The sequence below is a fragment of the Acinetobacter lwoffii genome (assembly GCF_019343495.1).
Classification (GTDB): Bacteria; Pseudomonadota; Gammaproteobacteria; order Pseudomonadales; family Moraxellaceae; genus Acinetobacter; species Acinetobacter lwoffii_P.
Genome location: NZ_CP072549.1, coordinates 2,830,648 through 2,853,302, shown reverse-complemented (window position 1 = coordinate 2,853,302; position 22,655 = coordinate 2,830,648). Strand labels below are relative to the sequence as shown.

Here is a 22,655-nt window from a genome sequence, read left to right as displayed (position 1 = left end):
CTCCCTTTGTCAAAGGGAGGAGTTCCCCCTTTATAAAAGGGGGATTTAGGGGGATTAGAAAAATTAGACTTGAGGTGGACGCTTTTTCAATTCATCACGAATTTCACGCAGCAATTCAATATCGGCTGGGGTAGTCGGAGTTTCCTCGACTGGGCCTTCTTGTTTACGTAAACGGTTCATGAATTTCACCAATAAAAATACGACCCAGGCCAAAATTAAGAAATTAATTAAAATCGTTAAAAAGTTACCGTAAGTCAGTACATTCACACCCGCCTTAGTCAAGGCATCCAAAGATTGTAAATTGTCTGGGTTTCTTCCTAAGATAAAGAATTTTTGCGTAAAATCGACGCCACCACCGGTGATCACGGTAATTAAAGGCATAATAATGTCTTTCACCAATGAATCGATGATCTTGCTAAAAGCGCCACCGATGATGACACCAATTGCCAGATCCATCATGTTGCCTTTGATCGCAAACTCTTTAAATTCTTGAATAATACTCATAACTGCTCCCATATTTTATTTTCAAGTTTTGGGTCAAATTATACCTGACTAAATACTTTTAATTTTGACTTAGTTTAATGCGTTTTAGTAAATAGCAATGTGAGCATCGCTTAAATATAAAAAAACCGTAATCTTCGAAAAGATTACGGTTTTTGAAAACCCGAAATAATCTAGCGATTATTTACCTGAACGGTTACGTTTACGTTCGTTTTCAGTCAAGAAACGCTTACGGATACGGATTGACTTAGGTGTTACTTCTACTAGTTCATCATCTTCAATAAACTCAAGCGCTTGCTCAAGTGTATATTCAATCGCAGGAACCAGCGTTAACGCATCATCAGTACCAGAAGCACGTACGTTGGTTAACTGTTTTGCTTTAGTCGGGTTAACTGTCATGTCGTCTGAACGAGAGTTAATACCGATGATCATACCTTCATAAACTTCTAACTGTGGTTTCGCAAATAGACGACCACGGTCTTGAAGTGTGAACAGTGCATAGCCCAGGCAAGTACCTTGAACCATTGAAATCAACACACCGTTTTGACGTTTCGCAACAGTACCTTGCTTCATTGGACCGTAGTGCGAGAAGCTAGACGTCATGATCCCTGTACCAGAAGTCATGGTCAGGAATTCAGAACGGAAACCAATCAGACCGCGTGAAGGAACAGTTGCTTCAATACGGATACGGCCTTTACCGTCAACTTCCATATTGGTCATTTCGCCTTTACGATGACCCATTTGTTCCATTACAGCGCCTTGGTGCTGTTCTTCAACGTCAAAAGTAACGTTTTCGTATGGCTCTTGTTTTTCACCATCAATTTCTTTAATGATTACTTGTGGACGAGATACGCCCATTTCGAAGCCTTCGCGACGCATGTTTTCAATAAGAACTGAAAGGTGAAGCTCACCACGACCAGATACTTTGAAACGGTCTGGACTGTCAGTATCTTCAACACGTAATGCTACGTTGTGAATCAATTCGCGGTCTAGACGTTCACGGATATTACGTGAAGTTACGAACTTACCTTCTTTACCAGCAAACGGTGAGTTGTTTACCTGGAATGTCATCGATACTGTAGGTTCATCTACAGACAATGGCGGTAAAGCTTCAACATTTTTCGGATCACAGATGGTGTCAGAAATGTTGAGTGCATCGATACCCGTTACACAAACGATATCGCCTGCAGAAGCTTCTTCAACGTCAACGCGATCTAGACCATGATAACCCATGATTTTTAAGATACGGCCGTTACGTGTTTTGCCATCTTTATCGATTACAGTTACTTGTGTGTTTAATTTCACTGAACCGCGTTGGATACGACCAATACCGATAACGCCTACGAAGCTGTTATAGTCAAGTGAAGATACTTGCATTTGGAATGGACCATCAACATCAACTGCTGGTGGTTCAACGATGTCTACGATCGTTTGGAACAACGGAGTCATGTCTTCAGCAAGTTCTTCTGGAGAAGGACCAGCAACACCACGAAGGCCTGAAGCATAAACAACTGGGAAGTCTAACTGTTCGTCAGAAGCACCTAAGTTATCGAACAAATCAAATACTTGGTCAATTACCCAGTCTGGACGCGCGCTTGGCTTGTCGACTTTGTTAATAATCACGATTGGTTTCAAACCACGTGCGAACGCTTTTTGCGTTACGAAACGAGTTTGTGGCATCGGGCCTTCTTGTGAGTCTACAAGAAGAAGTACGCAGTCAACCATCGACATTACACGTTCAACTTCACCACCGAAGTCGGCGTGTCCCGGGGTATCCACGATGTTAATGCGGTATTCAGTATTGGTACGTTCATCTAACCATTTGATTGCAGTGTTTTTTGCAAGAATGGTAATACCACGTTCGCTTTCAATAGCGCCAGAATCCATGACACGCTCGATCTCACCCGCGCGATCACCGAGAGCACCTGATTGTTGCAAAAGTTTGTCTACAAGAGTGGTTTTACCATGATCGACGTGCGCAATAATGGCGATGTTACGGAGAGTTTTAATATCTGACATGTAAATTCAATGCGTATGTAATTTGAGGGCAAATTATACAGAAAAATACAAAACTTTTATAGTCACTGTAACCACACTCCTCAACTTTTTTTGCCCAGTTGGGGCTTTTTTGATTTTGTAAAGACGTGTAACTCGATTAGAATAGCGCCACCCAGCCTTAATTCGCATTGACACATGTCTGATTTTAATCAATCTCCTCCTTCTAAAGATCAACTCGACTTGGTATATGGTCTGGAAGATCGACCAAAACCACTGATTGCTTTTCTAGCTGCATTCCAGCACTTACTGGCAATTATTGTCCCGATTGTGACCCCTGGCCTGCTAATTTGTCTGGCGCTTGGTGTTTCCAAAGAAGACACCAACATGATTTTATCCATGTCCTTGGTGATCTCGGGCATCGCGACTTTTTTACAGTCTAAAAAAGTCGGACCTTTTGGTGCCGGTCTGCTGATTGTCCAAGGAACCAGCTTTAACTTCATCGGTCCAATTATTGGTATTGGTTCAGCCATGGTGGCTGCAGGCACACCTGTAGAAGCAGTCATGGCTTCTATTTTTGGTGTGGTGATTGCAGGTGCATTTATTGAAATGGGCGTGTCACAAATTCTGCCTTGGATCAAAAAACTGATAACCCCTTTGGTCACCGGTATTGTCGTGCTGCTGATTGGTTTGACCTTAATTAAAGAAGGTTTAATCAGTATGGGCGGTGGTTATCAGGCCATGAGCGATAAAACTTTTGCCAATGCTGACAACCTGATCATGTCTTGTACCGTCTTGGCGTTGATTATTATTCTGAACCGTATCCGGATTACCTGGGTAAAAAGTTCTGCCATTTTGATCGCCCTGATCTGTGGTTATGTTCTGGCGGGCTTTATGGGGCATCTGGATTTCTCTGGTCTAAAAGATGCACCTCTGGTACAGATTCCAACCCCAATGCATTTCGGTTTAAGCTTCTCCTGGAGCCTGTTTATTCCGATGGCATTCATTTACCTGGTGACGTCTTTAGAAGCGATTGGTGATATCACTGCGACTTCAAAGCTTTCCAACCAGCCAGTTGATGGTCCAAAATGGATGCAGCGCATTAAAGGCGGTGTACTGGTGAATGGCGCGAATTCATTCCTTGCCGGTATTTTTAACACCTTCCCAAGTTCGGTATTTGCACAGAACAATGGTGTGATTCAGTTGACGGGCGTAGCGAGTCGTTATGTCGGCATCTGGATTGCTGCTTTGCTGGTTATTCTTGGTTTGCTGCCTGCAGTTGCTGGTATTATTCAGGCCGTTCCGCAAGCGGTACTGGGTGGCGCAGTCATGGTCATGTTTGGCGCAGTTGCAGCATCTGGTATTAACATTCTGTCTGGTGTTCATCTGGACCGTCGCGCCTTGCTGATTATTGCGATTTCACTGGCACTGGGTTTAGGTGTTGCACAAGTTCCACAAATTCTTGAGCATCTTCCTGAGTTATTCCGTAATATCTTTAGCTCAGGCGTTGCCACTGGTGGTATCGCGGCCCTTATTCTTAATGTTGTACTTCCTGAAACAAAGAAGTAATTTCATGTCCAAAGAACACTGTCTAGGTCAGGCTTAGGCAGTGTTCTTTATATTGGAGAGATACCTATGGATCCTAAAAGCGAAGTTTTATTAAGACAATATGATTTTTTGTCGGGTCGCATCCTACTGATTAATGCACCAACAGATGATCTGCTCGCTGAATTCGATGCCTCTATCAATCCCGCTGTCTGGACATGGAATTTTAACGATTTTCAATATTTCCAGTCACAACAAGCAGATGTGCATTTTGGTGCAGAGATGCCTGAAGCTGAGTTTGATCAGGCGGTTATTTTTGTACCCAAGTCTAAAGAACTGTTGAATTATTTACTGCACACTGTGGCAGCACAGCTTAAACCGGGTAGCAGTGTTTTTCTGGTCGGTGAAAAGAAAGGCGGGATAGAACGCGCAGCCAAACAGTTGCAGCCTTTTGGTAAAACACTCAAACTTGACAGCGCGCGTCATTGCCAGCTTTGGCAATTGGTTCTAGAACATACGGTCGAGAAAAAAGCACTTGCAGACTGGGCGCAGCGTTATACCGTTTCGACACCAAATGGCGACTTAATTATTTGTGCACTTCCAGGCGTATTTAGTCAAAACCGTTTGGATGTAGGAACTGCCACGCTATTACCTTATTTGTCACAAATCACTTCAGGTAAAATCGCTGACTTTGGTTGTGGTGCAGGTGTGATTAGCGCATATCTGGCAAAGTTGAATCCGAAAAACCGGATTTTTGCCATGGATGTCGATGCCTTTGCACTGGCTTCTACGCAAATGACCTTTGCAGAAAACCAGCTTACTCCTGAACAGATTGAAATCAAAGCGGTTACAGGCATTGAAGATGCACCCTTGTTCTTGCATGCCATCGTCAGTAATCCGCCTTTTCATATGGGAATCGAGACCGATTACACGGCAAGCGAAACCTTATGTAAAATCTCGCGCCGTCATTTAAAATCGGGCGGTGAGCTTTGGATCGTGGCCAACCGTTTCTTGAACTACCCGACCCTGATTGAACAAAACTTTGGTCGCTGTACAGTCAAAGCGGATCAACAAGGCTTTAAAGTGCTCTTCGCCAGCACTCAAAAAAATGTTAAGGAATCATGATGAGCGAAACGCAAAACACGATGCAGCTGCAGCGTAAGCTGGGTGCTCGTCATCTGAATATGATCGCCATTGGGGGATCAATTGGTACAGGTCTATTCCTGGCTTCAGGTGCGACCATTGCCAACGCGGGACCAGGCGGTGCACTGCTTGCATATATACTGATTGGGATCATGATTTATTTCTTGATGACCAGTCTAGGTGAACTTGCCACGCATAACCCGACCTCAGGTGCATTTTTCACTTACGGCACTAAATATGTCGAAGGTGGTTTTGGTTTCGCTCTGGGTTGGAACTACTGGTACAACTGGGCCATTACCGTGGCTTTTGAGCTGGTTGCCGTTCAGTTTATTATGAAATTCTGGTTTCCAGATATTCCGGGCGTGTACTGGAGTGCCATTTTCCTGGCCATTATTTTCGGGATTAATGCCCTGACGGTAAAAGGCTTTGGCGAATCTGAATTTTTCTTTTCTCTGGTTAAAGTTCTCGCGATCATTGCTTTTATCATCATCGGGATCTGGATGATCGTGAAGATCATGCTGACCCCGGGTGCAGAAGCATTTGCCAACTGGAGCATTGGTGATGCACCCTTTGTCGGTGGTTTCCAGGCATTAATTGGCGTAGCGATGATTGCCGGATTCTCTTTCCAGGGTACCGAAATGGTCGGTGTTGCGGCAGGTGAATCAAAAGATCCAAAGAAAACTATTCCGGTGGCCATCAAACAGATTTTCTGGCGTATCCTTCTGTTTTATATTGTATGTATTTTCATTATCGGCACCTTGATTGCCTATAATGACCCACGTTTATTACAGGCCGCTGCAACAGATAATATTGCGCTTTCGCCATTCACCTTATTGTATGAAAAAGCCGGTTTTGCCTTTGCCGCCAGTATCATGAATGCAGTGATCCTGACAGCCATTCTATCTGCGGGTAACTCCGGCATGTATTCGTCTACTCGTATGCTGTTTGATATGGCACGTAAAGGCAGTGCACCTAAAATGTTTGCGCGTCTGGACCCGCGCGGTGTGCCAATGAATGCACTCTATGCCACGACCGCAATCGCAGCTCTGTGCTTCCTGACTACTTTCTTTGGTGAACAGGAAGTCTTTAACTGGCTGCTAAACATGTCAGGGATGTGTGGCTTTATTGTCTGGCTCGGGATTGCCATTTCCCATTACCGTTTCCGTAAAGGTTATCTGGCACAAGGATATAAACTCGAAGATCTGGCTTATCGCGCTAAATTCTTTCCTTTCGCCCCTTGGTTTGCGTTTATCCTCTGTGCGATTGTCGTCCTTGGACAGAACTATCAGGATGTTTTGTCCGGTCAATGGATGGGTGTGTTATCGACCTATATCAGTATTCCGCTATTCCTAGCCATTTGGTTCGGCTACAAATGGAAGAAAAAAACTAAACTAGTATCTTATCAAGAGATGGATGTACAGCCCATGAAACTTGATCAGGAATAAAAAATTATTCATTAAAAAATCAGCTTACGGGCTGATTTTTTTATTTCTTGAATTAACTATGACGCATCACGAAATTGCGATCATCAATCACAATCACTTGCTGGCAAATTCCGCCTACCTGACGTTGCTGCTCAAACACATGCGCCGGCATTGTCTCAAAGCTATCAAAGAAGCTGATTTCATTTTCATCGATTCCATAAACTAATGAATGATTACCCACACCTTCTAGGGTATCGTAAAATACAATCACGAAACGTCCTGCTTCTACATTTTCCTGAATTTCTGTATAAGACAATGGCTGTTCTGTAACAGGAATATTTAAGCGATGGGCTTGTTGATAGAAATCGACTTCAATTGGCTGTTTATCTGCATCATGTTCAGTATAAAAATTAACATCCAAACCCAGTGTTTTTAAAGCAACCGCAAGTGCGATACTGGAGCTTCCCATTTCAGGGTCATGTTGACAGAGCTGAGTTAAATCAGGAATATTCAAATCAATTCCATAATGATGAAAAATCATCCATATTGCAAAAATTCCGCTATTGGCTTCCAGATTTTGCAAATCTTCAGGAATTTCGACACTCATATTTTTACTCAACGACATCTTAACAGGCTAAGTGTAGTCAAAATACAGACATAAAAAAAGCAGCTCCGAAGAGCTGCCTTTTTAATGAGTGTTCAATAATGAATTATTGAGCAACTGGTTGTTCAGCTAAAACAGTACGGCTACCAGTGATTGTCGCGAATACACGACGGTTCATAGCACGACCTTCTTTAGTGTTGTTGTCAGCAATCGGTTGATCCCAAGCGAAACCTTGAGTAGACAAACGAGATGCATCTACATTGTATTCGTTTACAAGTGAAGATTTAACAGAGTTAGCACGAGCTAGAGATAAACGTTCGTTCAATGCACGTGGACCAGTGTTATCAGTGTGACCTTCGATGCGAGCAGTAGCATTTGGATATTCAACTAGTTTCTCAGCAACTTTCGCGATTTCTGGTTTGTATTGATCTTTGATGTTTGATTTGTTGGTATCAAAGAACACACGAAGTTCCATGTTCAGGTCTTCAGTCAACTCTTGTGGAGCTGGAGCAACTGGAGTTACTGGCTCAACTGGAGCAACTTCTACCACTGGAGCAGCTGGTTTCAAACGGCCACCTAGAACTACGTTAAGACCAGCAAGTGCTGTATAGTTCCAGAACTGTTCGTCGAAGTGATAAGTACCACGAGCTTCTGTACGGAGCGCCAATGCATCGTTAATGTGCCAGAATGCACCGATACCTGCATTACCTAGAGTACCTTCTTCAGTGTTACCACGGTCAATCGCATTTGCTGCATTTACAGAGTTCTCACGACCTACGCCATCAAATTTGTATTTGTAGTGACCGGCACCTGCTAATAGATAAGGCTTCACTTTGCTGTCATAGTTGCCAGTGATTAAATCAGAAGTAACATAGAAGTTACCATTGATTTGAGTTGATTTGTACTCAGCACCAGGTAGAACTTGTGTATCAGGACGTTGTTCACGATTACGCGAACCATTCATTTGGCTAACATCGCCTTTCACTTGGTTATATTCAGCTTCGAAACCTAACCATGGAGTTAGTTCAACACCAATCGCAGCGCCAACGAACAAGTCGTCTTTCATTTCGCCTTGACCAAGTTTTGAAGATAATAACTGTGATTGACCGTTGTTGTGTTTAGTGTCCTGCCAAGTATAACCAAGCATTAACGGAGTAACAGTTACGCCTGCATTGGCAGCAGCAAAAGGTGCAGCTACAAGCATAGCTAAAGCAATACGACTCATTTTCATGGATTTATCCTCCAGAGATAACAATTGTTGTTCAAGCTCAAGCCCGTAATTAGGCCATCCTGAGATAGGCTTTTTATTACCCCAGTATTATTCTTAAGCTATTCACATGGCATCATACAAACACTTTCTTCTTTTTCCAAGTGCTTGATAAATCTAATCAAGTAAATTATTGACAAAATTACTTACAATTTCCGTTGTAATTCGGTAAATTTTTACTCAATTTTTTATTCTGAATGACCTATTGTGATTGCCAATTATTTTTAACAGCTTTCTTGAAACTTAAGTAAGCACTGATTTACACGCTCAATAAAGCATAAAAAACGTATAATTAATAACATCTTTATTATAAAAATAATATATAAATCAGGTAACTCTATGTATAAAAAAATAACAAGAGCGTTCACTATTGTTGAGTTAATTATCTGTATTGCAATGATCGCAATTCTCGTCAGTATCGCCCTACCGTACTTCCATGAGTATCGATCGAAACAGGAAGCCAAAAATATTCCGATCAAATTATCTCAAATTAATCGTTATGCACGCAGCCAGGCTGCAGTGTTTCACCAAAATATTGTGATCTGCCCTAGTCAGGATTCTCTGAGTTGCCAAGCCAATCAATGGAACAAGAACATGCTGGTTTTCATCGATAAAAATAAAAACAGGCAAGTGGATACAGGCGAACAAATTTTACAAATTGATGTACTTAACCTCAAATACGGTAACCTGAGTTGGCGAGGAGCTTTAAGTTTACCGAGTGTCACTTATCAAGCGCACACTGCCCTGCCGATTGGTTCAAATGGTAGTTTTTATTATTGTTCTACCCATCTTTCTAATCAACAGCGTATTGTACTCAGCAAAATGGGGCATATCCGGATTGAAAGTCTCTCGTCTTGCTAACAGAACTATCCAGTTTATGCTTCGCTGCGATTAACGCTTCAATCCTGAGTTTTTTTCAATATACTGCTTAAGTTTGAAAAAATTGATTAAAACTCATACGGAGAGAGAACAATGACTGACATCCTAATTGTCAATGGTGCACGTACAGCCATGGGTGGCTTTCAGGGGAGTCTTGCCAGTGTAACTGCGCCCGAACTCGGTGCGGTCACCATTAAAGAAGCAATTGCCCGTGCGGGTCTGCAACCAGCGGATATTGAAGAAGTCATTATGGGTTGTGTACTTCCGGCAGGCTTAAAGCAGGGTCCTGCACGTCAAGCGATGCGTCAAGCTGGTCTTCCAGATTCTACTGGTGCTGTGACCATTAATAAATTATGTGGTTCAGGCATGAAAGCCGTCATGCAGGCTGCTGACATGATTAAAGCCGGTTCTGCTGATATCGTGGTTGCCGGTGGCATGGAATCCATGACCAATGCACCCTATGTATTGCCAAAAGCACGTGGCGGTTTCCGTATGGGTCACGGTGAAATCAAGGACCATATGTTTCTAGATGGATTGGAAGATGCTGAAACAGGTCGTTTGATGGGTTCATTTGCCCAAGATATGGCAAATACCAAAGGTTATAGCCGCGAGCAGATGGATGATTTTGCAATTCGCTCATTAAAGCGTGCACAAACTGCGGTCAATGAAGGCTACTTTGCTGATGAAATCGTGCCAGTAACAGTTAAAACCCGCAAAGGCGATGTGGTCGTTGATAAAGATGAACAGCCGTTCAATGCCAACATCGATAAAATTCCAACTTTACGTCCAGCGTTTGACAAAGACGGTACGATTACGGCGGCTAATGCCAGCTCGATTTCAGATGGCGCATCCGCTCTGGTCATTACTTCAGCTGACAATGCAGCAGCAAAAGGGTTGAATCCTTTAGCCAAAATTGTGGCGTATGCATCGAATTCTCAACATCCATCTGAGTTTACCATTGCTCCAGTCGGTGCAATTCAAAAAGTACTGGATAAAACCGGATGGACCGCTTCTGATGTCGACCTTTGGGAAATCAATGAAGCCTTTGCCATGGTCACCATGTGTCCAATGGATGAGTTCAAGCTGGATCCTGAAAAAGTCAATATCAATGGTGGTGCATGTGCACTCGGCCATCCTGTGGGTTCTACCGGTTCACGTATTATCCTGACTTTGATTCATGCACTAAAACGTACCGGTGGCAAGAAAGGGATTGCAGCTCTATGTATCGGTGGTGGTGAAGCGACTGCTGTGGCGATTGAATTACTTTAACCTCTTCCCTCACCCCATCCCTCTCCCATAGGGAGAGGGAGTTAAAAAATCCTCCTAAGCTGGAGGATTTTTTTCGCTTACATTTTGATAAAGCTTGCTCGCGCAAAATACCGCAAAGTGGCGTAGATTAAAGCAAGCAAATAAAAGGGAGTTCTCCCATGCAACTGAATCATTACCTCAATTTCCAAGGTCAGGCTGAAGCAGCCTTTAACTTTTATAAATCAGTTTTTGGAGGCGAATTTTCAAGTCTGAGTCGTTATGGTGAAATGCCAACTGAAGAAGGGATCACGCTGTCAGAAGCGGATAAAAATAAAATCCTGCATATCTCACTTCCCATCAATGAGTTTACAGAACTGATGGCATCGGACACGAATGATCAATTCTGTGCACAAACCAATACGGTGTTCATTCCAGGTAATAACCACTATATTTCCATTAACTTAGACGCCAGCGAACAAGCTGAAGCACAACGACTCTTTGATACTTTATCGGTGAATGGTCAAATTGAGATGCCGCTAGAAAAGACCTTTTGGGGTGCACTTTATGCTGCCTTTAGCGATCAGTTTGGAATTCACTGGATGATTAACTGTCAACTTGAAGAAAATTAAAGGTTTTTATCAAGATATAAAAAAGCCGGAATCAATCCGGCTTTTTGACAGCAACTTAATTTAAATTAAGCACCTGTTTGATAATGTGCCTGTGCAACCGCAGTCGATGCCTGATACGGATTTTTGAAATCATTCAAACCGGCAGCAGCTTCCTGAATATCTTTACCTTCTTTAATCACGAAAGTATCGAAACCAGAACGCTTCATGTAGTTCAAAACATCTTTGAATACATCCCCAGTAGCACGCAATTCGCCCTGAAAACCCTGACGGCGAAGAAGTGCTGCAAATGAATAACCACGGCCATCATTAAAACCGGCAAACTCAATGAAGATTGCGTCTAGCTGGTCAAGTGGAAATTCATGGTTTTCAGGAGAAGCATCTACAGTTAAGTACAATGCTTTTTTACCTGATATATTGGCAATCTGGTCTAACTGGTCCACAGTCAGAACCACATCACCTTGTGGCAAAACGTCATCTTCACCAATTAATTGATAGGTATTGTCTGCAATCGTGCCATCTTTAGAGAGCACTTGAAGTGCGGTATTAAGCATATGCACGCTCCTTGAATGGTTGAATGCCGACACGGCGATAAGTATCGATAAACTCTTCACCTTCCTGACGCAGGTCAAGATAAGTATTCAGAATTTCTTCTACGATATCCGGCACGACTTCAGCTGCAAATGATGGGCCAAGAATGTCACCAATTGACGCATCATGATCTGCGTTACCGCCTAAAGTGATCTGGTAGAACTCAGCGCCTTTCTTGTCTACACCTAGAATACCAATATTACCAACGTGGTGATGACCACAAGCATTCATACAGCCTGAAATATTCAGATCCAGTTTGCCTAAATTGTAAATCGTATCCAGATCATCAAAACGGCGTGAAATTGCTTCAGAAATCGGAATAGATTTCGCATTCGCCAATGAACAGAAATCACCGCCCGGGCAGCAAATAATGTCGGTCAAGAAACCGATATGCGCACGTGCAAGGTTGTTTTGGTCAAGGGTTTGCCATACAGCGAACAAATCTTTTTGTGGGACATCGACCAGGGAAATGTTTTGTTCATGCGTGGTACGCAGCTCACCGAAAGTGTACTGATCGGCAAGGTCTGCAATCAGGTTCATTTCTTCTGTGCTGACATCACCCGGTGCAATCCCGGCACGTTTCAGTGAAATCGTCACGATACGATAACCTTTCACTTTATGTGCATTGGTATTGATGTTGAACCACTGTTTGAATTTTGGATATTGTGCAAATAGTTCAGTGAAATCTTCATCTGCATAATCTTGGTAATCGAATGGCGTGAAGTTCTCATCCATTTTTGCCAAAGTGTCTGCATCGATTTTCAGTGTTTTAATCGTATGCTCAAATTCAGCTTCAACTTTCTCGGCAAATACTGCTGGTGTTAAGGCTTTTACCAGAATCTTGATACGCGCTTTATATTTGTTGTCGCGACGGCCATGCAAGTTATACACACGAAGCACTGCTTCCAAATAAGCAATCAGGTCTTCACGTGGCAAGAACTCACGAATAAAGCTGCCAATCACTGGCGTACGGCCGAGACCACCACCGACTTTGATTTTATAGCCCATTTCGCCTGCTTCATTACGCACGATATACACACCGATATCGTGAAATGCAGTGGCGGCACGATCGGTTTCTTCAAGCGCAGAGACTGCAATCTTGAATTTACGTGGCAAGAAGGCAAATTCCGGATGGAAAGTTGACCATTGACGGATCAATTCACAAGTCGGACGCGGATCAGCAATTTCACCGGCAACCACACCGGCATACTGGTCGGTCGTGGTATTACGGATACAGTTGCCTGAGGTCTGAATCGCATGCATTTGCACCGTCGCCAGTTCAGCCAGCATATCCGGCACGTTTTCCAGTGCCGGCCAGTTAAACTGGATGTTTTGACGGGTCGAAATATGCGCGTAGCCACGGTCATATTCTTTTGCCAAATCAGCCACTTTACGAAGTTGTTTTGAGTTCATCAAACCATATGGCACGGCAATACGTAACATTGGCGCATAACGCTGTACGTACAGACCATTTTGCAGACGAAGCGGACGATACTCATCTTCAGTGAGTTTGCCGGCTAAATAACGTTCCGTTTGGTCACGGAACTGTGCAACACGTTCATTAATCAGTTGCTGATCGAAATCAGTATATAAATACATGGCGTACAGCTAGTAGTTTCTATTATATCGCCGGCAAGGATAGCGAGATTGAACCTATCAATAAAATGCTTTTTATACATATTTCATAGCGGTTTTATTGATAAGCCTGCCAAAGTTTTACTAATTTCAATGTTTACAGCATTTCTTTTAATTTAAAGTAATAATGATGAAAATCTTCAATCATTATTACTTATTTTCATATAGGAAAAATTTTCTCTCATTTTATTGGTAATCTTATTAACACGCTAAAAATACTACCAATTTTGACTTTCTCCCAATTGCTGTCCTACAAATTCATAACGTATTGTTGAACGTGAAAATTTAATCGGGCAAGCCAATTGTGGTTCGGTCTGCTGACTATTGGATTTGAGTGGCACCTGTACTACCCATCCCCGCTGCTGGGCCAGATCAGAATGTAATGCTTCCTCAAGTTTTAGCACCGGTTCGACACAGACATCCAGCGCGGCAAACAGCATTTGCCATTCAGCTAATGACTTGGTCTTGATTTTATTCTGAATCGCCTGCTTCACCGCAGCATGATCTTCAGCGGCATAAGAAGTGCCTTTTTCCAGAAGAATCGGCAGCTCTAAAGCCTGTGCCAGCCCCTGCATAAATTGTGGCTCCAGACTGCCAACTGACAGATAACGCCCATCCTGGGTTTCATAATAGTCGTAGAAAGTCCCACCATTCAGATATCCGGCTTCCGGTCGCTGATGCTGATTGCCGGCCAGACTGGCAGAAGCCGCCAGATTGCTCATCGTCACCACGCAATCGGTCATGGATATATCAATATATTGCCCTTTTCCGCTTTGCTGACGTTCAATCACCGCGGCCAAAATCGCAATCACGGCATGCATGGAACCACCCGCAACATCAGCGACCTGAATTCCCAAGGCAGGTGGGCCATTTTCAATCCGGCCACTGTGTCCGGCAATTCCGGATAAAGCCAGATAATTAATGTCGTGCCCTGCCTTATCTTTATATGTACCAGTTTGGCCATAACCGGTAATGGAACAGTAAATCAATTTTGGATTAATTTCGCTTAAGGTTTGATAATCTAAGCCTAGACGTTGCATCACCCCTGGACGGAATTGCTCAATCACAATGTCATAATCTGCAATCTTGGATTTAACCAGTTCGATATTTACAGGATCTTTCAAATCCAGTGCAACCGATTGCTTGTTTCGATTCAAATAACTTTGTGAAGTGGCCTGTCCATTGGCAAAGGGTGGCATTAATCGCAACAGGTCCGGTCGGGTGGGTGATTCAATATGCACAACTTCTGCACCTAAATCAGCAAGATATAATGTGGCAAACGGGCCGGGTAAAAGTGTAGAAAAGTCGAGGATTTTCAATCCTTTTAATACATATGACATTGGAGTATTTGCTCTACTTATATTGCTTTTTTCAACATCTTAGGCACATAAATGCACAAAAACAATGTCATGTTCAGCCATTTACCTTGATAGTTTCGGCAATCTAATATGTAAGAAAATGGCAAAGGTATTCTTGTAAATTGCCATTGCTTTATTATTTTTCGTCATTTAGGTCAATTATTAGTGAACATTAAAGAGACTGAAGGATTAAACATGAGTCGTGATACGATCAGTATCCATTTCGTCAATGCAGCCTTATCTGGCGTTAAGCGTCTGGGCATGGATGTCGATACTTTATTGTCTCACGTCGGGATTGAAGCAGAATTGCTGCATCAGCCCAAAGCGCGTATTTCGCCTGAACAATATACCCGCTTTATTAAAATGTTGTGGATGGTAACCCAGGACGAGCATGTCGGCTTTGACAAACAGCAACGCCGTCTGGGTACGTTTGCGATCATGTGCCAGCTGATCATTCATGCCAAAACTCTGGGTGATGCACTGGAACTGTCTTCCCAGTTCTACAAACTCTTTGGTGATGACTGGTCGGTGACCCTGGAACGCGACAAACACGAAGCACGTCTGGTTCCGCTGATTCCAAATGCGATGGATCCGGATCATTTCATTACTGAAAGCATGCTGATGATCTGGCATGGCTTGGCGTCTTGGCTCATTGAGCGTCGCCTGCCACTGGAACGCGTGCATTTTAGCTACCCTCGTCCAGACCATGCCGATGAATATGATGCCTTATTCTTTGCGCCGGTAATGCAGTTCGATATGCCACGCACCGAGATCACTTTTGCTGCGGATTATCTGGATTTGCCAATTCGCCAGAATGAAGAAACTCTGGAAGAATTTTTGAAAGCAGCGCCGGCCCAACTGCTGGTGAAATTCAAAAATACCAACTCACTGACTTCACGTATTCGTGATGTGCTGAAGAGCCAGATTGGCGAAGAAATGCCAACATTAAACGATGTCGCGTCGATGCTTTATCTATCACCGCAAACCTTGCGCCGCCGTCTGGCAGCCGAAGGCAAAAGCTATCAAGGCGTAAAAGATGCCTTGCGCCGTGATGCAGCAATTCACCTGTTACTTAATCCGGATCTGACCCTTGAAGATGTTGCACAACAAGTCGGTTTCAGTGAAACTAGTACTTTCCACCGCGCCTTCAAGAAATGGACAGGTGTGACTCCGGGTCTGTATCGTCAATTACATGGCTATCATTAATCAAGTAATGCCGCAAAAGAGCATGTAATAATAAAACCAGTTCTCTCCGCCTAAGCAAAAGCTTAGGCTTTTTTATAGCTAAAATTGGCTAAATCGCTCAAATGATCTGGCCCGTTCTCGTCATTGCACTTCAAAAATTAAGTATTACACTCGAGTCATTAGAATAATTTTCATCAAATCAATAAAAGGGACATGCTATGAGCGAGGCATATATTATTGACGCCATTCGTACGCCACGCGGAAAAGGCAAAAAAGATGGATCTTTACATCAGGTAAAACCCATTTCATTATTGACTGGCTTACTCAACGAACTTCAGGCTCGTCATCAGTTTGACACCGCAAAAGTAGATGATATCGTGCTCGGTTGTGTCACCCCGATTGGTGATCAGGGGGCCGATATTGCCAAGACCGCTGCCATTGCTGCGGGTTGGGACAATGATGTCGCTGGCGTGCAAATCAACCGTTTCTGCGCTTCCGGACTCGAAGCTGTCAATCTGGCCGCACAAAAAGTCCGTTCTGGCTGGGAAGATCTGGTCGTTGCAGGCGGCGTCGAATCCATGTCCCGCGTAGCGATGGGTTCTGATGGCGGCCCTTGGGCGCTTGACCCTGAGACCAATATGGCCTGTGATTTTATTCCGCAAGGTATCGGTGCAGATTTAATTGCCACGATTGACGGTTATACGCGTTCTGATGTAGATCAATTTGCCGAACAATCACAACAGAAAGCAGCTGCCGCTCAAGCCAATGGTTATTTCAACGCCTCTGTTATCCCGGTAAAAGACAAAGCTGGTGTGGTGATTCTGGACAAAGATGAATTTATCAAACCGACAACGACCGCAGAAGGCCTGGGCAAACTCAATCCAAGTTTCGCCACTATGGGGCAAATGGGCTTTGATGCAATTGCCCTGCAAAAATATCCTGAAGTGGGTGCTGTCAATCATGTGCATCATGCAGGGAATTCTTCAGGCATTGTCGATGGTGCGGCTGTGGTTTTGATCGCATCGGAACAAGCAGTAAAAGAACAAGGTCTGAAGCCACGTGCCAAAGTACTGGCGACGGCACTGGTCGGTGCAGATCCGACCATTATGCTGACCGGCCCTGCCCCGGCTGCTCGTAAGGCCTTGGCGAAAGCCGGTTTAACAATTGATGATATTGACCTGTTTGAAGTCAATGAAGCTTTTGCTGCCGTGGTGATGCGCTTTATCAATGAAATGAAGGTTGATCCTACCAAGGTGAATGTCAACGGCGGTGCAATTGCCATGGGACATCCACTCGGTGCGACTGGAGCCATGATTTTAGGCACTTTGCTGGATGAGCTGGAACGCCAGGGGAAAAAACGTGGATTAGCCACACTTTGCGTGGGTGGTGGTATGGGCATCGCAACCATTATTGAACTGGTATAAGGAGAAAAATAATGAGCGCAATTCAATATCAAAAAAATGAAGATAATATTGTTATTTTAACGTTTGATTCTCCAAACCAGTCTGCAAATACCATGAATGCCGACTTTCGCACGGCACTGGATGAAGTCGTTGCCCAGTTACAAGCAGATGAAGATATTGCCGGGATTATTTTCCGTTCAGCGAAAAAAACTTTCTTTGCTGGCGGCGATCTGGATGAACTGATTCAAGCCACTCCTGAACATGCAACTGAATTCTTCAATATGATTGAAGAGATGAAAGCCAAACTACGCTATATCGAAACTCGCGGTATTCCTGTCGTTGCTGCACTGAATGGTACGGCGCTCGGCGGTGGCTGGGAAATTGCCCTGTGTGCCCATCATCGTATTGCCCTGAATGACCCTAAAAGCAAATTTGGCCTGCCTGAAGTCACACTGGGTTTATTACCAGGTGGCGGTGGTATCGTCCGTAGCATCCGCCTGCTCGGTCTGCAAAATGCCCTTCCTTTATTAATGGAAGGCAAACAGTTTGGAGTCGATAAAGCTAAATCTTTAGGGCTGATTCATGAGGTCGCAGACAGTACCGATGAACTGTTGAAAAAGGCCATTGCCTGGATCAAAGCCAATCCAAAATCTCAGCAGCCATTCGATGTAAAAGGCTATAAAATTCCGGGTGGTAGCCCTTCGACACCAGCAGTTGCCCAGATGCTGGCAATTGCTCCGGCGATGCTACGCGATAAAACCAAAGGCTGCTACCCTGCACCTGAAGCGATCATGTCGGCTGCGGTAGAAGGTGCACAGGTCGATGTCGATACAGCCCTGACCATTGAATCGCGTTACTTTACTTATCTGGCGACCGGTCAAATTTCTAAAAATATGATTGGCACCTTCTGGCATGGTCTGAATGCAATCAAATCCGGTGCCAGTCGCCCTCAAGGTCTTGAAAGGTGGAAAGCCACTAAAGTCGGTATTTTAGGTGCGGGCATGATGGGTGCTGGGATCGCCTATGCCACTGCCAGCAAAGGCATTCCAGTGGTGCTAAAAGACATTTCAATCGAAGCGGCTGAAAAAGGCAAAGCCTATAGCCAGAAACTGCTGGATAAAAAAGTCGCTCAAGGGCGTTTATCAGCCGAGAAACGAGATCAGTTTTTAAGCCTGATTCAAACAACCGCATCTAATGCAGATCTAGCGAGTTGCGACCTGATCATTGAAGCGGTATTTGAAAATCCCGCGCTCAAGGCTCAAGTCACGCAAGAGGCAGAGCAATATCTTGTCAGCAACGGCGTAATGGCTTCGAATACCTCGACCCTGCCGATTACAGAGTTAGCCCAAGCTTCAAAAAATGATCAGAACTTTATCGGCCTGCATTTCTTCAGTCCGGTCGATAAAATGCAGCTAGTGGAAATTATCAAAGCTAAAAATACCTCGCCAGAAACGCTGGCCAAAGCTTTCGATTTCGTGCAGCAGATTGGCAAATTACCGATTGTGGTGAATGACAGCCGTGGCTTCTTTACCAGCCGCGTGTTTGGCACCTTTGTACAGGAAGGCTTGCGTCTGCTGGCAGAAGGCGTACATCCGGCACGAATTGAAATGGCAGCTCTCAAAGCCGGTATGCCGGTAGGCCCGTTGGCGATTCAGGATGAAGTATCCTTGACCTTGTCTGAACATGTGGCCAATGAAAGATACAAAGCTTTAGAAGCACAGGATCAGACCATCACTAAATCACCCGCTGATGACGTGATTCACAGTATGATTCACGAATTTAACCGTAAAGGTAAGGCCGCAGGCGCAGGTTTTTATGATTATCCGGCCGATGCCAAAAAGCAGCTCTGGTCTGGTCTCAGCCACTGGAAAAAAGACAACGATATTTCTGAACAGGAAATGATTGACCGCTTCCTGTTTGTACAGGCACTGGATACGGTTCGCTGTCTAGAAGAAGGTGTTTTGGAATCTGTAGTCGATGCCAATGTGGGTTCCATTTTTGGTATTGGCTTTGCCGCCTGGACGGGCGGTGCAGTACAATTCCTGAATCAGTATGGTTTAGCCAAAGCCGTGACCCGTGCCAAAGTACTTGAAAATAAATATGGCGAACGCTTCAAAGCCCCACAACTCCTCAAAGATCGCGCAGCACACGCCCAGCCGATTCAATAGTGTGGCCACTTAAATAAAAGAGGAACGTGTTTCCTCTTTTTTATTCTCTGAATTTACTTCAAGCAATAAACAGAGTCATGTGATGACAGATTTTGATCTGCTTTTTGATCAATTTATGTTATAAAGTTACATAAGTTTGGTATCCACGTGGGTAAAACCTATGACTGATCACAGTTCACCTGAAAAATCTCCTTGGGGTTGGAAAGCACTTATCATCTTCTGTATTTTAGGTGGATTATTCATGCTTATTTTTTGGCTCGCGATAAGTAATGAACCGGATTACATGCCAAGCCAGCAAAATAAACAGACTACCCAGCAACACGCTTTTAAAAATGCACCAACGATGTCTCCAGAAGCCATTGCCAAAGCACAAGCAGATCGTGAAGCACGTGAAGCTGCCAATACGGCCCATCCAGGTACGACAGCCGCTGAACACAATATGTCAGCTGAAGAACATGCCAACATGAATAATGCCGAACACAGCTCAAATGCAGCGCATGGCCACTAATTCAGATTCAGGCTATGCATCAAAAAGCGAGGTCAATGCCTCGCTTTTTTGTATTTGAATGGCTGAAAATTAAAGCTTTAAATACATATCAATATGCGGAATACCACAATCCAGATATTCCTCACCTTGAACTTCGAATCCCAGCGCTTGATAGAAGCCAATGGCGTGCACTTGCGAAGACAGCTTGACCAACTCGCGCTGCTCTGCACGCGCATAGTCAATCACGGCCTGCATCAAGCGCTGACCAACACCTAAACCGCGTGCTGTTGTTAGGACTGCAACCCGACCGATACTATTATTTGACAATAAGCGTGCTGTAGCAATCGCCTGATCCTGCTGAAAAACAATGAAATGTACAGCAACCGCATCCTCAACATCCCACTCATCTTCAGCTGCTATATGCTGTTCTTGAATAAACACGGCTTCACGAATCGCTTTGGCATACACTGCCAAAGCTTTCCAGCTGCCGGACACTATTTTCAGTTCTGGGTTGTTTAGCATTTAGAACCAATTCCCTGCTGATCCCACTGGTCATTGAGCAACAATTCCAGTGAATGTTTCTGGATACCATACATCTCTTTTAAGGCCTGAATTTGTGCCAGAACCGCCTGATCAGGTTGTTGATAGTCTTTACGTTTTGTCGCCAGAATCATTTTATTTTTACTGGTATGTTCCAGCGCCACAAATTCAAAAACTTTGGTTTCATAACCATAAGCTTTGAGCAGTAAAGCACGAATGGTATCGGTCAACATTTCTGCCTGCTGTCCGGCATGAATACCAAACTGTAACATCGGGCTGAGGACTTTTGGCGCCTGCAACTGCGGACGCAATTCCTTATGACAACACGGTGCACACATGATCATCTGCGCATTCAGGCGAATCCCGCTATGAATCGCAAAATCTGTTGCTACATCACAGGCATGTAAGGCAATCATCACATCCAGACGTTCTGGCGCATAAGTACGCACATCCCCCTGGAAAAAGTCCAGCTGATCAAAACCAGATTGCTGCGCGACATTCTGGCAGAATTCAACCATTTTCGGATTAAGCTCTACCCCCGTGACATGCGGCGTTTGACCATGTTTTTGCATATAGTCATATAAAGCACAGGTCAGATAGCCTTTACCCGAACCAAAATCCACCACGCGCAGGCCTTCGGCTTGTGGCTTAATCTGCGCCAGGGCACCTGAGAAAATTTCCACAAACTTATTAATCTGCTTCCATTTGCGCGCCATGCTCGGAATAATTTGCGCTTTTTGATCGGTAATCCCGAGATGCTGGAGAAAGATACTGTCCTGATCGACAAAACGTTGTTTAATCCGGTCATGACCTTGTTCAGCAGGCTTCGCCTGATTCATCGCTACTTTATGTTTACTGCGCGTTAACATGGCTTTTTTCTTGTTTTTTTTCAGCTGTAATTCTTCATCGACGGTGATCAGATTGGCTTGTTTGCAACACGCCAGTAGTGAAGTAACCTGAAATAATGCTTCATCCAAAGGATAATTCTTGGTGACATCCTGCGTCTTGTAACGATACAGGCAGCTCAATACGCGCTGTTCATTTAATGTAATGACTCGCAAGGTCATTTTTTCTAAATCCTGCAGTTCACCTTTATACTGGCTTAAGATCAGGCGATCAAATTGATCCCTTTCAACAGCTTGCTGAAAGGTGTCCAAGAATTGCTGTTCCTGATCTGAGAGAGTTGCCAACGTTGACATAGATAAAACCTGAAATGAATTGCGCATCAAGTTTAAATCTTCTTAACCTAAAAGCAAAATTGAATTACTATACAAGTGTATATTTGAAGAAGAATGACAATCATGCAGAATGCTCCACTGGTTCCAGATTATGATCAAAATGAGGAACGGATTAACTATATTAGTCATGGTGTAGGTGCCGGACTATCTATTATTGCCGGTATTCTTTTAATTATTAAAGGTTCTTACCTAAGTACAGGACAATGGATAGGGCTTTGGGTTTACGCGCTGAGCATGATTGTGCTGTTTTCTGCTTCCATGCTTTACCATATGGCCACCACAGCAGACCGCCGTTATTTTTACAAAAAAGTCGATCATACCGCGATTTATTATTTAATTGCCGGAACCTATACCCCTTTTCTGTTAATCGCCATTCCAACCCCCAAAGCTCAGTATTTATTGATTGCACTCTGGGTGATTGCCCTTCTTGGTACACTTTTCAAGTTCGTTTTCATTCATCGTTTCCAGAAACTTTCTTTGGCGGCTTATCTGGCCATGGGCTGGCTGGCGCTGCTGGTGATTGATGATATGCAGCAATATTTAAGTGCTCAATCTTTAACCTTTCTCATCATTGGTGGACTCGCTTATACCGTGGGTGCATTGTTTTACGCTTTAAAAAGAGTAAGATATACCCACGCTATCTGGCACATATTTGTATTGATAGGCGCAGGATCACATTTTCTGTCTATCTATCTTTACGTGATTTAATCATCTCCTTTTTCATTTCAGTGACCCTGAGCGAGTTGAAGCGAGAAGATTGCAGTTGTTTTTTTAAAAAATTACGCCTTTTTTAAAAAGATTACGCTTTTAAAACTAAG

At 43.8% G+C, this 22,655-nt stretch carries 20 protein-coding genes; 11 read left to right on the top strand and 9 right to left on the bottom strand.

The features are described 5' to 3' along the window. Window positions 1-63 precede the first annotated feature (63 nt). The gene (gene mscL, locus J7649_RS13375) at window positions 64-504 is read right to left on the bottom strand and encodes a large conductance mechanosensitive channel protein MscL (protein ID WP_004281717.1); all 441 of its coding nucleotides are present in this window, start codon (window positions 502-504) and stop codon (window positions 64-66) included. A 177-nt stretch (window positions 505-681) separates the two neighbouring features. After that, window positions 682-2,520: a translational GTPase TypA gene (gene typA, locus J7649_RS13370; protein WP_004281716.1), complete on the bottom strand. Its 1,839-nt coding sequence runs from the start codon at window positions 2,518-2,520 to the stop codon at window positions 682-684. 174 nt (window positions 2,521-2,694) lie between these two features. Between typA and J7649_RS13365 the strand changes: the two genes are divergently transcribed. The 3 genes from J7649_RS13365 to J7649_RS13355 all read left to right on the top strand — a co-directional run bounded on the left by J7649_RS13365 (window position 2,695) and on the right by J7649_RS13355 (window position 6,629). Next, window positions 2,695-4,065 (top strand): uracil-xanthine permease family protein, encoded by a 1,371-nt coding sequence (locus J7649_RS13365; protein ID WP_004281715.1) that lies wholly within the window; start codon window positions 2,695-2,697, stop codon window positions 4,063-4,065. Window positions 4,066-4,131: 66 nt separating this feature from the next. After that, complete coding sequence (locus J7649_RS13360) at window positions 4,132-5,166, top strand: methyltransferase (RefSeq protein WP_219308578.1); 1,035 nt, start codon at window positions 4,132-4,134, stop codon at window positions 5,164-5,166. Next, window positions 5,166-6,629 carry an amino acid permease gene (locus J7649_RS13355; protein WP_219310126.1) on the top strand — a complete coding sequence of 488 codons (1,464 nt, stop codon included), beginning with the start codon at window positions 5,166-5,168 and terminating at the stop codon, window positions 6,627-6,629. The genes J7649_RS13360 and J7649_RS13355 overlap by 1 nt, the downstream gene beginning before the upstream one ends. Window positions 6,630-6,681: 52 nt before the next feature. Here J7649_RS13355 and J7649_RS13350 read toward each other — a convergent pair whose 3' ends face one another. Beyond that, a complete protein-coding gene (locus J7649_RS13350) occupies window positions 6,682-7,215 on the bottom strand; it encodes a cysteine peptidase family C39 domain-containing protein (RefSeq protein WP_219308576.1) in 534 nt (177 codons plus the stop codon). A gap of 103 nt (window positions 7,216-7,318) precedes the next feature. Further along, on the bottom strand, window positions 7,319-8,443 hold the full coding sequence (gene omp38 / locus J7649_RS13345) for an outer membrane protein Omp38 (RefSeq protein ID WP_219308574.1): 1,125 nt from the start codon (window positions 8,441-8,443) through the stop codon (window positions 7,319-7,321). Between the two features lie 375 nt (window positions 8,444-8,818). Here omp38 and J7649_RS13340 point away from each other — a divergent pair, with 375 nt between their 5' ends. From J7649_RS13340 to J7649_RS13330, 3 genes are all read left to right on the top strand, one after another. Further along, window positions 8,819-9,340, top strand: coding sequence for a GspH/FimT family pseudopilin (locus J7649_RS13340; RefSeq protein WP_219308572.1), 522 nt, complete (start codon window positions 8,819-8,821; stop codon window positions 9,338-9,340). A gap of 111 nt (window positions 9,341-9,451) precedes the next feature. Continuing rightward, complete coding sequence (locus tag J7649_RS13335) at window positions 9,452-10,627, top strand: thiolase family protein (protein WP_219308570.1); 1,176 nt, start codon at window positions 9,452-9,454, stop codon at window positions 10,625-10,627. A 158-nt stretch (window positions 10,628-10,785) separates the two neighbouring features. Continuing rightward, window positions 10,786-11,235 carry a VOC family protein gene (locus J7649_RS13330; protein ID WP_219308568.1) on the top strand — a complete coding sequence of 150 codons (450 nt, stop codon included), beginning with the start codon at window positions 10,786-10,788 and terminating at the stop codon, window positions 11,233-11,235. A gap of 65 nt (window positions 11,236-11,300) precedes the next feature. Here J7649_RS13330 and J7649_RS13325 read toward each other — a convergent pair whose 3' ends face one another. The 3 genes from J7649_RS13325 to J7649_RS13315 form a co-directional block, all read right to left on the bottom strand. Next, complete coding sequence (locus J7649_RS13325) at window positions 11,301-11,786, bottom strand: DUF934 domain-containing protein (protein ID WP_219308566.1); 486 nt, start codon at window positions 11,784-11,786, stop codon at window positions 11,301-11,303. Further along, window positions 11,779-13,422 carry a nitrite/sulfite reductase gene (locus J7649_RS13320; RefSeq protein WP_005266030.1) on the bottom strand — a complete coding sequence of 548 codons (1,644 nt, stop codon included), beginning with the start codon at window positions 13,420-13,422 and terminating at the stop codon, window positions 11,779-11,781. The genes J7649_RS13325 and J7649_RS13320 overlap by 8 nt, the downstream gene beginning before the upstream one ends. A gap of 254 nt (window positions 13,423-13,676) precedes the next feature. Then, window positions 13,677-14,798: a CaiB/BaiF CoA transferase family protein gene (locus J7649_RS13315; RefSeq protein ID WP_219308564.1), complete on the bottom strand. Its 1,122-nt coding sequence runs from the start codon at window positions 14,796-14,798 to the stop codon at window positions 13,677-13,679. A 213-nt stretch (window positions 14,799-15,011) separates the two neighbouring features. On the opposite strand from J7649_RS13315, the gene J7649_RS13310 reads away from it, so the two are divergent. The 4 genes from J7649_RS13310 to J7649_RS13295 all read left to right on the top strand — a co-directional run bounded on the left by J7649_RS13310 (window position 15,012) and on the right by J7649_RS13295 (window position 20,080). Next, window positions 15,012-16,022, top strand: coding sequence for an AraC family transcriptional regulator (locus tag J7649_RS13310; protein WP_004645946.1), 1,011 nt, complete (start codon window positions 15,012-15,014; stop codon window positions 16,020-16,022). A gap of 197 nt (window positions 16,023-16,219) precedes the next feature. After that, a complete protein-coding gene (locus tag J7649_RS13305) occupies window positions 16,220-17,425 on the top strand; it encodes an acetyl-CoA C-acetyltransferase (RefSeq protein WP_219308562.1) in 1,206 nt (401 codons plus the stop codon). An 11-nt stretch (window positions 17,426-17,436) separates the two neighbouring features. Then, window positions 17,437-19,572 carry a 3-hydroxyacyl-CoA dehydrogenase NAD-binding domain-containing protein gene (locus tag J7649_RS13300; RefSeq protein ID WP_219308559.1) on the top strand — a complete coding sequence of 712 codons (2,136 nt, stop codon included), beginning with the start codon at window positions 17,437-17,439 and terminating at the stop codon, window positions 19,570-19,572. 160 nt (window positions 19,573-19,732) lie between these two features. After that, complete coding sequence (locus J7649_RS13295) at window positions 19,733-20,080, top strand: hypothetical protein (protein ID WP_219308557.1); 348 nt, start codon at window positions 19,733-19,735, stop codon at window positions 20,078-20,080. Window positions 20,081-20,149: 69 nt separating this feature from the next. Here the strand turns inward: J7649_RS13295 and J7649_RS13290 are convergent, their stop codons facing one another. Then, a complete protein-coding gene (locus J7649_RS13290; protein WP_219308555.1) occupies window positions 20,150-20,581 on the bottom strand; it encodes a GNAT family N-acetyltransferase in 432 nt (143 codons plus the stop codon). Then, window positions 20,575-21,798 carry a class I SAM-dependent methyltransferase gene (locus tag J7649_RS13285; RefSeq protein ID WP_219308553.1) on the bottom strand — a complete coding sequence of 408 codons (1,224 nt, stop codon included), beginning with the start codon at window positions 21,796-21,798 and terminating at the stop codon, window positions 20,575-20,577. The genes J7649_RS13290 and J7649_RS13285 overlap by 7 nt, the downstream gene beginning before the upstream one ends. A gap of 102 nt (window positions 21,799-21,900) precedes the next feature. On the opposite strand from J7649_RS13285, the gene trhA reads away from it, so the two are divergent. After that, window positions 21,901-22,545, top strand: coding sequence for a PAQR family membrane homeostasis protein TrhA (trhA, locus tag J7649_RS13280; RefSeq protein ID WP_219308550.1), 645 nt, complete (start codon window positions 21,901-21,903; stop codon window positions 22,543-22,545). Window positions 22,546-22,655: the final 110 nt, after the last annotated feature.

Bases quoted from the DNA above. Each gene is read 5' to 3' on its own strand.
- mscL (WP_004281717.1), bottom strand. From the start codon at position 504: ATGAGTATTATTCAAGAATTTAAAGAGTTTGCGATCAAAGGCAACATG.
- typA (WP_004281716.1), bottom strand. From the start codon at position 2,520: ATGTCAGATATTAAAACTCTCCGTAACATCGCCATTATTGCGCACGTC.
- J7649_RS13365 (WP_004281715.1), top strand. From the start codon at position 2,695: ATGTCTGATTTTAATCAATCTCCTCCTTCTAAAGATCAACTCGACTTG.
- J7649_RS13360 (WP_219308578.1), top strand. From the start codon at position 4,132: ATGGATCCTAAAAGCGAAGTTTTATTAAGACAATATGATTTTTTGTCG.
- J7649_RS13355 (WP_219310126.1), top strand. From the start codon at position 5,166: ATGAGCGAAACGCAAAACACGATGCAGCTGCAGCGTAAGCTGGGTGCT.
- J7649_RS13350 (WP_219308576.1), bottom strand. From the start codon at position 7,215: ATGAGTGTCGAAATTCCTGAAGATTTGCAAAATCTGGAAGCCAATAGC.
- omp38 (WP_219308574.1), bottom strand. From the start codon at position 8,443: ATGAAAATGAGTCGTATTGCTTTAGCTATGCTTGTAGCTGCACCTTTT.
- J7649_RS13340 (WP_219308572.1), top strand. From the start codon at position 8,819: ATGTATAAAAAAATAACAAGAGCGTTCACTATTGTTGAGTTAATTATC.
- J7649_RS13335 (WP_219308570.1), top strand. From the start codon at position 9,452: ATGACTGACATCCTAATTGTCAATGGTGCACGTACAGCCATGGGTGGC.
- J7649_RS13330 (WP_219308568.1), top strand. From the start codon at position 10,786: ATGCAACTGAATCATTACCTCAATTTCCAAGGTCAGGCTGAAGCAGCC.
- J7649_RS13325 (WP_219308566.1), bottom strand. From the start codon at position 11,786: ATGCTTAATACCGCACTTCAAGTGCTCTCTAAAGATGGCACGATTGCA.
- J7649_RS13320 (WP_005266030.1), bottom strand. From the start codon at position 13,422: ATGTATTTATATACTGATTTCGATCAGCAACTGATTAATGAACGTGTT.
- J7649_RS13315 (WP_219308564.1), bottom strand. From the start codon at position 14,798: ATGTCATATGTATTAAAAGGATTGAAAATCCTCGACTTTTCTACACTT.
- J7649_RS13310 (WP_004645946.1), top strand. From the start codon at position 15,012: ATGAGTCGTGATACGATCAGTATCCATTTCGTCAATGCAGCCTTATCT.
- J7649_RS13305 (WP_219308562.1), top strand. From the start codon at position 16,220: ATGAGCGAGGCATATATTATTGACGCCATTCGTACGCCACGCGGAAAA.
- J7649_RS13300 (WP_219308559.1), top strand. From the start codon at position 17,437: ATGAGCGCAATTCAATATCAAAAAAATGAAGATAATATTGTTATTTTA.
- J7649_RS13295 (WP_219308557.1), top strand. From the start codon at position 19,733: ATGACTGATCACAGTTCACCTGAAAAATCTCCTTGGGGTTGGAAAGCA.
- J7649_RS13290 (WP_219308555.1), bottom strand. From the start codon at position 20,581: ATGCTAAACAACCCAGAACTGAAAATAGTGTCCGGCAGCTGGAAAGCT.
- J7649_RS13285 (WP_219308553.1), bottom strand. From the start codon at position 21,798: ATGTCAACGTTGGCAACTCTCTCAGATCAGGAACAGCAATTCTTGGAC.
- trhA (WP_219308550.1), top strand. From the start codon at position 21,901: ATGCAGAATGCTCCACTGGTTCCAGATTATGATCAAAATGAGGAACGG.